Origin of the sequence: Levilactobacillus tujiorum (assembly GCF_012641185.1) — a bacterium.
Lineage (GTDB): Bacteria > Bacillota > Bacilli > Lactobacillales > Lactobacillaceae > Levilactobacillus > Levilactobacillus tujiorum.
Map to the genome: position 1 here is coordinate 1 of NZ_JAAXLK010000034.1, position 7934 is coordinate 7934.

The 7934-nt window shown below is 36.0% G+C and carries 9 protein-coding genes and 1 pseudogene; 3 read left to right on the plus strand and 7 right to left on the minus strand.

The genetic code is table 11. From position 1 onward, the window contains the following. Positions 1-282 (plus strand): type II toxin-antitoxin system PemK/MazF family toxin (locus tag HF569_RS11875; RefSeq protein ID WP_168902591.1); only part of this gene is annotated, 282 nt, incomplete at its 5' end. A gap of 323 nt (positions 283-605) precedes the next feature. Here the strand turns inward: HF569_RS11875 and HF569_RS11880 are convergent. From HF569_RS11880 to HF569_RS11905, 7 genes and pseudogenes are all read right to left on the minus strand, one after another. After that, positions 606-1865: a cytochrome P450 gene (locus HF569_RS11880; protein WP_168902592.1), complete on the minus strand. Its 1260-nt coding sequence runs from the start codon at positions 1863-1865 to the stop codon at positions 606-608. A gap of 581 nt (positions 1866-2446) precedes the next feature. Next, a pseudogene (locus HF569_RS12455) lies at positions 2447-2578 on the minus strand (restriction endonuclease subunit S); the annotation flags it as partial. 9 nt (positions 2579-2587) lie between these two features. Further along, positions 2588-3862, minus strand: coding sequence for a polysaccharide deacetylase family protein (locus HF569_RS11885; protein ID WP_168902593.1), 1275 nt, complete (start codon positions 3860-3862; stop codon positions 2588-2590). Between the two features lie 125 nt (positions 3863-3987). Continuing rightward, complete coding sequence (locus tag HF569_RS11890) at positions 3988-4566, minus strand: DUF536 domain-containing protein (protein WP_063845911.1); 579 nt, start codon at positions 4564-4566, stop codon at positions 3988-3990. Next, positions 4559-5494: a replication initiation protein gene (locus HF569_RS11895; protein ID WP_057802899.1), complete on the minus strand. Its 936-nt coding sequence runs from the start codon at positions 5492-5494 to the stop codon at positions 4559-4561. Before HF569_RS11895 ends, HF569_RS11890 begins: the two co-directional genes overlap by 8 nt. A gap of 708 nt (positions 5495-6202) precedes the next feature. Continuing rightward, positions 6203-6415, minus strand: a complete 213-nt coding sequence (locus tag HF569_RS11900; protein ID WP_042253900.1) for a hypothetical protein — start codon at positions 6413-6415, stop codon at positions 6203-6205. A gap of 412 nt (positions 6416-6827) precedes the next feature. After that, positions 6828-7415 carry a site-specific integrase gene (locus HF569_RS11905; RefSeq protein WP_159210357.1) on the minus strand — a complete coding sequence of 196 codons (588 nt, stop codon included), beginning with the start codon at positions 7413-7415 and terminating at the stop codon, positions 6828-6830. Between the two features lie 77 nt (positions 7416-7492). Between HF569_RS11905 and HF569_RS11910 the strand changes: the two genes are divergently transcribed. Next, positions 7493-7756, plus strand: coding sequence for a type II toxin-antitoxin system PrlF family antitoxin (locus HF569_RS11910; RefSeq protein WP_001748062.1), 264 nt, complete (start codon positions 7493-7495; stop codon positions 7754-7756). Further along, positions 7756-7934, plus strand: a 179-nt coding sequence (locus tag HF569_RS11915; protein WP_143445686.1) for a type II toxin-antitoxin system PemK/MazF family toxin, incomplete at its 3' end; no start/stop codon positions are given. The genes HF569_RS11910 and HF569_RS11915, both read left to right, overlap by 1 nt.

Consider the following 7934-nt stretch of genomic DNA (forward strand, 5'->3'; position numbering starts at 1 on the left):
AAAAAGCGACCGTGTTTAGTTGTAAGCAACGATCACTATAATCGCTATTTTAATACGGTGCTAGTTGTGCCAATCAGTACCTCTGACAAATATCGTACTCAAGAAAAGTATGCTAAATCGCCGTTATTTATCAGGATAGATAACGGGAAAATTCACGGGACAGCGTTATTGCAACATGTCCGTGCTGTCGATCCAACAAAACGATCAGATGGCGAAGTTGTGGCCACTTTATCTCAGCAAGAAATTAGTTCAATTAGTACAAAGGTCCAACAATTTTTCTGAAAAGCAGATGTTATTTATTGATAAAAGAAACAAAATAGCCCCCAATATCTACATTATAGATATTGGGGGCTATTCTTTCAATGTTTTTGAGGGGTTATTTGTTAAAAATAGACCCAAAAAGAGGTGTCCTTTTTCATTTTCTAGGTACCTTTCTATTAGGCGCTTACGTTACTCTAACAATTACCGTTATCAATGGAATTTAAAAAAGATGACCCCTATTCAATATAGGAGGCATCTTCAAGCAGCTTAATCTCTTGTTTTATTGTGTCCTTGACATGGGTATCATTTTATCGGGAGCTCTCTACCAAACTTTTATTTTTAAATCATTCTTTAAACAACAATGCTTTACTATTTGGATACGTAGGAAATTGGTTCATTGGAACGGTCCAGTCTTGTTCGGGAATACTAAAGTTATATTTATTTACTAATTGGTCAGAAAAGACACGCATACTGTGAAGAGTAATCCATTCTCCTGCACAACGGTGCATATTTCTAAATTCTCCTCCACCTTGCGCAATCATTTCGTATTCTTCTTCATAAGAAATTTCTTTTGTTTTTCCAATATATCTTTTGATATCAAATTTTTCTGGATGATCAATCGTACGAGCGTCATGGTTTGTACCATAAATATCTAAGACAACCCAGCTATCTTTTGGTATTTCGTAACCATCAATTTCTACATCACGAAGAGCGATTGCTGGTAACATAGGAAAGAATGGATAGTAGCGACGCATTTCTTGAATAAAGGAATCTTGTAGGGTATCAAAGTCTTCTTTTAATTGGTCATACAAGTTCGTTTTACTGAAAAGCGCATGCCCCATTAAGGCCATCCAAACCGTCAGTGCTACAGTAGGACGAATGATGTTTAGCAATTCAACTGCTGCAACCTCTACTGGTAATAACTCTCCTTCTAGGTCTTCTGCTTGTGCGAATGTATAGAGGGCAAGATTTTCTTTGCCTGGTACAGGATTTTTGCGAGCTTCTTTAATTAATGATTGAGCCCATCCCTCTGATTCGTTACGGTCTTTTACTCCTTTCAAGTGGTCCGTTGGAGAAGTGATGGCTCCGCTAATCATGGATATTTGATTACTAGCAAGCTTATCGATTTCTTTCGGATCATACTGTGCTAGATTAATTCCAGCCCATTCACAAATAGAGTTAAAGAGAACTCTTTTAGAAAGGTCGAATAACTCAAAAGTGCCATGTTGCTGATCGAGTTCGGTTGCAAGATTTTGATCTAGAATAGCTCTATAGTCTTCCATACGTTCTGGAGTCATCAAATCCATGAAATAATTTTTACGTTGATGGTGTTTCTTTCCATCTATCGTCTGTACGCCGTCTTCACCAAATAAAGTTTTCAATACTCCTTTTGGCATAGACCCTTCCCGCTTGAAGTTTTCAGGATTATAAAATTTACGCGCTGCTTCTTCTCCATAAACGGTTGTAATTTCTTCTGTCAGAAATTCTGCTTTTGCTACTGGAGCATCTGCTTCTTCACGAAGCTCACCTAAAAGGTTATACCCTTTATTAAGCAACTCCTTTACATCCGTTAGTTTGATTTTTGTTTCTGGTACTTGTTTCATTATTTCATCTCCTATTTGTTTTATTTCTACTAATAAAAACGTACTATTTAAACAACTCAGCGTCAAAAATACTGCTCACTGGGTCTATACTAATATCCTTCCAGAATACTCCATATAAAACAGTTCATTTTTTAAGCGTCCAAAAAGAACCTATACACCACTGCCTTAACTGGTTTCTATTCAATAGCCCAGCATTCGGACTTTCCCAGAATAAGCTTGTTCATATTCAAGATAATGAAAAACCGCCATCTGCTATTCTTTTAAAATAAGTTTCTTTTAGAATAAATTACGTTGTACCATTTTTTGTGAAAATAACTAGCATCGAAATAAGCCGTAGGCTTCCTTATTTGTAAAATAGCGGAAAGTAGTCAGTTCATTCCATGGTTTGTGTAAAAAAAGTGTCTGTTTTTTTACTCCGCTTTTATTTTTGCGTACGTCAAACAAACGATCCCTTCTAATTTTAAAAAAATTAAGCTACCCAAGCAGTTAGATAAGCTAGATGGTTTTTACTGATCTTATCTTTCGCAAAGGCTAACATAATGAGAAAACTCTAGTTAGAGTAATCAAGTATATTATAGTCCCTATACAAACATATTTTGTAAAAAGCCTTTTTTCTGTTCTTTCAACAAATCTAACTTACGTTGATGAAGAGTGATAGTGTTGTCTAACTGTTTGAAAAATAACCCAATTTTTTGTTGACGACTTTTGTCTCGCGCTCTTCATTATTTATCACGATGATAAAAATCTTTTGTATTAAAGAAGTCATTTAGAACCGTGTTCTCACCAGTCATTGTTTCATGTAAACGAATACCATCGACATTTATCCGCGCATTACGATAATAATTATTTGTTAATTGACCCCATGATGTCTGTGACGCATCAACATTATCGAAAATACTGAAACCGCTACTCTTAAGATAAGTGTACTTTGCATTATCATTTGTATAATTTGTAAATGAGCCAATATCTGCTCCAAATGGGAAAATCAATACTGGTGTTTTACCAACAATTGGTTGTACTTCCTTTTGCCAAAGTGCAGTGTCCTTTTTGATATCATCAACACTGGCCGTAGTCATATTTATATGACCCCAGGAATGCGATGCAAACTGCCAACCTTCCTTTTTCATAGCGTTAGCAACCTTTGTCGCTTTCTTAGCTTCGCGATGTGTCTTTTTTGTATCACCATATTGACTCTTTGATGAACGATAACCTAGCACCCCATTATAACCCGTTTCAGCAATCACACCCTTTGAGCCACCGTATGAGAAATCTGGATGCTTTTTGATGAAGGTATCAATAATCGGTACCATGTCATAATCACCAATTTTCTTCTGACCATTATTGGTATATTGATTTTTAACATCACCTTGCTTATTGACGACTAATTTATCTGCAAATCCAGAATTCTTCATATACTCATAATAGTTAACATCATCCTGTGATATAATTAAAGGCTTCTTGCCTTCAGGTAATTTGACTGGTTTGAAAGTCACCTTCCCTTGTTTACCAATCGAAATGATATCTTTAAAGTTAATTAATACATAGCCATTATCATATAACTGATTCAGCATCGGCATAAATTCGTCGATGGTCACCATATAATCTTTGTATCCCTGTGCCTGCTTAGATGAGAAAGCTTTACCAGGATCAACAATTAGTGAATGATAAAAAAGATGTGAAATTTTTGTCGGATCATCCCACGTGACCAACTTTGACTGTTGCTTATTAATACTCTTTTTTAGATGATCAACTGTTGTTCCTTTGTGCCCCGATAACACTGATTTTGCTTCTTTATATTGGTACTGTTGACTTAATGATTTTGCCTGCTTTACTGCCTTAGTTGTTTGACTATCAGTTTTTGCCTGCTTTACTGTCTTAGTTGTTTGACTATCAGTTTTTGTAGTCATAACATCATCATCAATATTGCCATATAACCATAAGCCTGCCCCCAAAATCAACCCAATGACGACAAGACTAGTTATCTTGGTTTTTATCACAGCTACTCCCCCATAATTTTTATGAATATTAAACGACAAGTTAGTGCCACTCTATATCTTATTACCTCAAAAATAAAATTATTCGTAAATTGCTTTAGTTGAAACCTTAAGGCTTACATTAACTTTTACCAGAATTTCCACCAACGTTTAATAGCTCTATTTGTGTGTATGCCATCTTTATTACTACCAGATTTAACAATCTTCTGTTTAGCTATTTTGCTTTTTTTATCTTGGATGTTAAAAAGATCATTTCCGGTCGACAAGTTGTCGTTAGTTTTTTGAGTTAGTTGCCCACTTAGCTTTTGTACATGATCTTTTAATCGACGGTTATCTGCTACTGTTGCTAATTGTAATTGTTGCTGCTGATCCACCAATTTTGTTAGATGATCTATTTGTCGGTCTTTGGCAGCAAGCTGTTTGTCACGTTGAGACTTTAAATCTTCTATTTCTCTTCTTAGAGTGGCAATTAGCTCATTATTTTCTTTGCTAGTCTTTGTCACTTTTTTGCTACCTGTTTGTTGGGTATTTGCTACCGAAGGCTTTGCTACCTTGTCCCTAATAATCCTTTCAGCTGTAAGGCTGATCATGTTTGTACCTTGACTATCTTTTTGTCGGTTCTTTGTTGGTAGTCTTTGGTAGTGGTATTGAATAGTTTGTTTAGAGACCTTCAATTCGTCAGCAAGTTCTCTAATTGTTTTAGGCATGATTTCCAAACCCCTTTCGGAGTTCAGCAAGCATTTCTTGTCTTGTCTGATCTCTTATTGTTTTATCATGCTCAATCTGTCGTTCGGCTAAAATCTGTTTTTCAGTTGAGCCTAGTGGTAGGCCTTTAACTTTATCGGTAGCACGCCATTTTTCTTGTTCTGTTAATTCACCATTATTCTGGATATTAAAAAGTTTTTGACGCTCATCTTGGAACTTACCTTGAGAAAAGTCGTTTGCGTCTTTTCTTTCAGGCTTCCAAGTAAAAGTATAACCAATCACTGGTTTCCCACGACCTTTACCATATTTTTTTCGTATAGTTAGGCCTCTAAACAAAGGGGTTAGTTCTTCCTTAATTGGGCGAATAACCCTAGATTCAACGTTCGCAGGCTTACTCCAATAGCTTTGTGGAATATCTAGTAGTTCAAAGAAATCATTTTTAGAAAAATAAGCATAACCAGTGGTTCGGAATTGTTTAAGAATACGAAAAGTTGTTTTTGCGTAACTACTCTTTAAATCTCGGAACTCTGTCAAAGCATAACGAACCCAACTTTCGAGATTATTTAGAAGTTTCAACGCTTTGGGATAAATTTGAATATCAACATAAGGAACGTCTGCAGATCCCTTAATTTCAAATCGAGTGAACATGACAAACATCTCTCTATCAAGACCATCTTTACTTCGAGAGCCAAATCTAAGACCTAGTATTTTTTGATATGTACTTTGTATGTCATCAATAAACCGATTATTTGCGGTTGGCTTATAGGCACTTAACTCTTTTAACTGATCAAAGGTAAATCTAACAGTATCATCACCTTTATCACGCATTCTAGAAACTACAGAAAAGAACAAGTTCATTTCTACAGGAGTAAACCTTCGCAAGGGGATTGTATTTAATTCAGGGTCATATTTGACTAATTCATTGCTCATAAAATAACCTCCTTGAATAATACTACCTTATTTGAATACAGGAGTAAATAAATGTAGTCGATAAACAGACAAAATGTAGTCGATAAACAGACAAAATGTAGTCGATAAACAGACAAAATGTAGTCGATAAACAGACAAAATGTAGTCGATAAACTTCTGTACGCCTTGGGGGAGTAAGGCGCAATAGGGGTCTAAAAGAGGTTTAAAAGAGGTTTATAAAAGAGGTTTAAAAGAGGCACCACTGTACAAGATCAAAATCTAAAACAAAAATACAAAGGAGTGAGCCCAAAAACAGGCTCACATTAAACTTCATTCGCTACGCTCTTTGCGCCTCACTTCGTTCGTTGCCTACAAAGGAGTGGCAAGCCACATTAATTCGGGCGCTGACGCCCCGAACCCCGTCCAAGCTGAGCCAGCTTAACCGCTTTTTCACTCGCCGTTAGGCAGGAAAGCAAAGTTTCTATAAAACTTTGGCTTTCGCCAATTCAGTGTTAAAACTGGTTTAGAGCTGTCAATTCCTTATGCTCCCACGCTTTGCTCGTCCGCTACCATTGACAGCAAACAGTTAGTTTTTCTGAATCTCAACAAGAATCTAACTGCTATATTCGTTTTTAAGGGCCTTATTTCTCGTTTATAGCGATTTTGAGACTGTTTATATATATTTATACCAAAGCAAAAATAAAAAGCCCTCAGCAGGCTTTTAGAGGGCTAAATAACGAAGCCAGGACGATTAATAATATCTTCTTGTCTTTTCTGCAAAACATAAATATACAGGGAATCATACAAATTCTTTTTGATCTCGTCAGGTTCATTGACAGAAGCTTCAAACAATTCTTGAATATCAACTTGCCAAGGATCAGCAAGCATTTCATCAATGGTTTTTAATACTTTCTTTTCGTCCATCTTGATTACTCCTAACATCAAAATAATGATTTCAATTTAGATTCACAGATTTTACAGTACCGTTATTCAAAATTTGTTACCAAACTCATAAAGATTCCTTGCACAGAACGATTAAAAAAATTGGCTTAAAACAGTGGGATCTGCAACACTTTTTAAGTATCTAAAGCATAACAAACTTAGTTAAGTGCAAGTATAAATTGAATTAAAAATACATTCAGTTTAACAACAGCAGAAATTGATTTTATGGTTATCAGCAGACCGAGTGAAACGAGGTCAATGCGCACTTACACATAGAACATCTATGTGAGTCCGAAGACCGATAAAATCTCAGTCAAGGAGCACTTACACTCCACCAAAAATTAGTGGAATGTAAGTGCTTAAAATCTGTCTCAGAAGTTGCCTTCGGCAACAACCAAAAATCTAAATAAAACTAACCAAAATCAATTTGATCTAACATAGTTTCGGTACTGGCTTGGTCTAAACCCAAATAAGCTAAAGTCATGGCTTCACTTGAATGATTTAATAAGTGCATGACTAAGCCAATATTGTAATTTGATTGCGTGTAAACACGATAAGCCCCAGTTTTGCGCATCGTATGAGTACCTAGATAATTAATTCCTAATAGATCGCCAACCTTACTCATAATTTTGTAGAACTGTTTTTCCGTAATATGCCGTTCTGGGTGTTGAATGGAAGGAAAGAGCCATTCAGAATCCAGCTTATGATCAAGCAGCCATTGACGGTACAATAAGAGCTCTGTTTGAACCGGTTTGAGGTACAAGGTATTAGGTTTACCAGTTTTTCGGTCATGAATAAACGCATTTTGTTTAATAGAACCGTCCGGATTAAAAATATCGGCCTGTTTTAAGCCCATAACGTCACTCACTCGCAGTAGCGTCGCTTTACCAACTTGAAAAATCGTATAGTTACGTCGGCCAGCTTTAAAGTTATTGAGTAACGTATCTTGAACCTCTTTAAGAACGTTGGAATCTTTGATGGGTAAAACAACTTGTTGCATAGTCTTTTCTCCTTTTCTTGAGATATTAAAGCAGTTATGTTATTATTTTTGTAAGGAAAAAGTAAGGAGATGGTGTTGTGAGCGCAGGTAATGTAACTAAGGTTAGCTCGAAGATCACAAGTAAAAATCAGATTACAATTCCTAAAACAGTACGTGAACTGTTAAAAGTTCGGTCTACTGACACAATTGAATGGCAGATTGAACCAAATGGTAAAGTAATGATTGTTCGTAGTAAACCGGATCTATGGCAACTTGTTGATGAACAAGAAAAAAAGTTTGGAAATCTCAGTACAACAGAAGTTGATTGGGGTAAAGACGTAGAAAGCGAAGACTTTGATTAATGAAATTAAAACAAGGCGCTATTTTATGGATTAATTTAGATCCGGCTAAAGGCACTGAAACTAAGAAAAAGCGACCGTGTTTAGTTGTAAGCAACGATCACTATAATCGCTATTTTAATACGGTGCTAGTTGTGCCAATCAGTACCTCTGACAAATATCGTACTCAAGAAAAGTATGC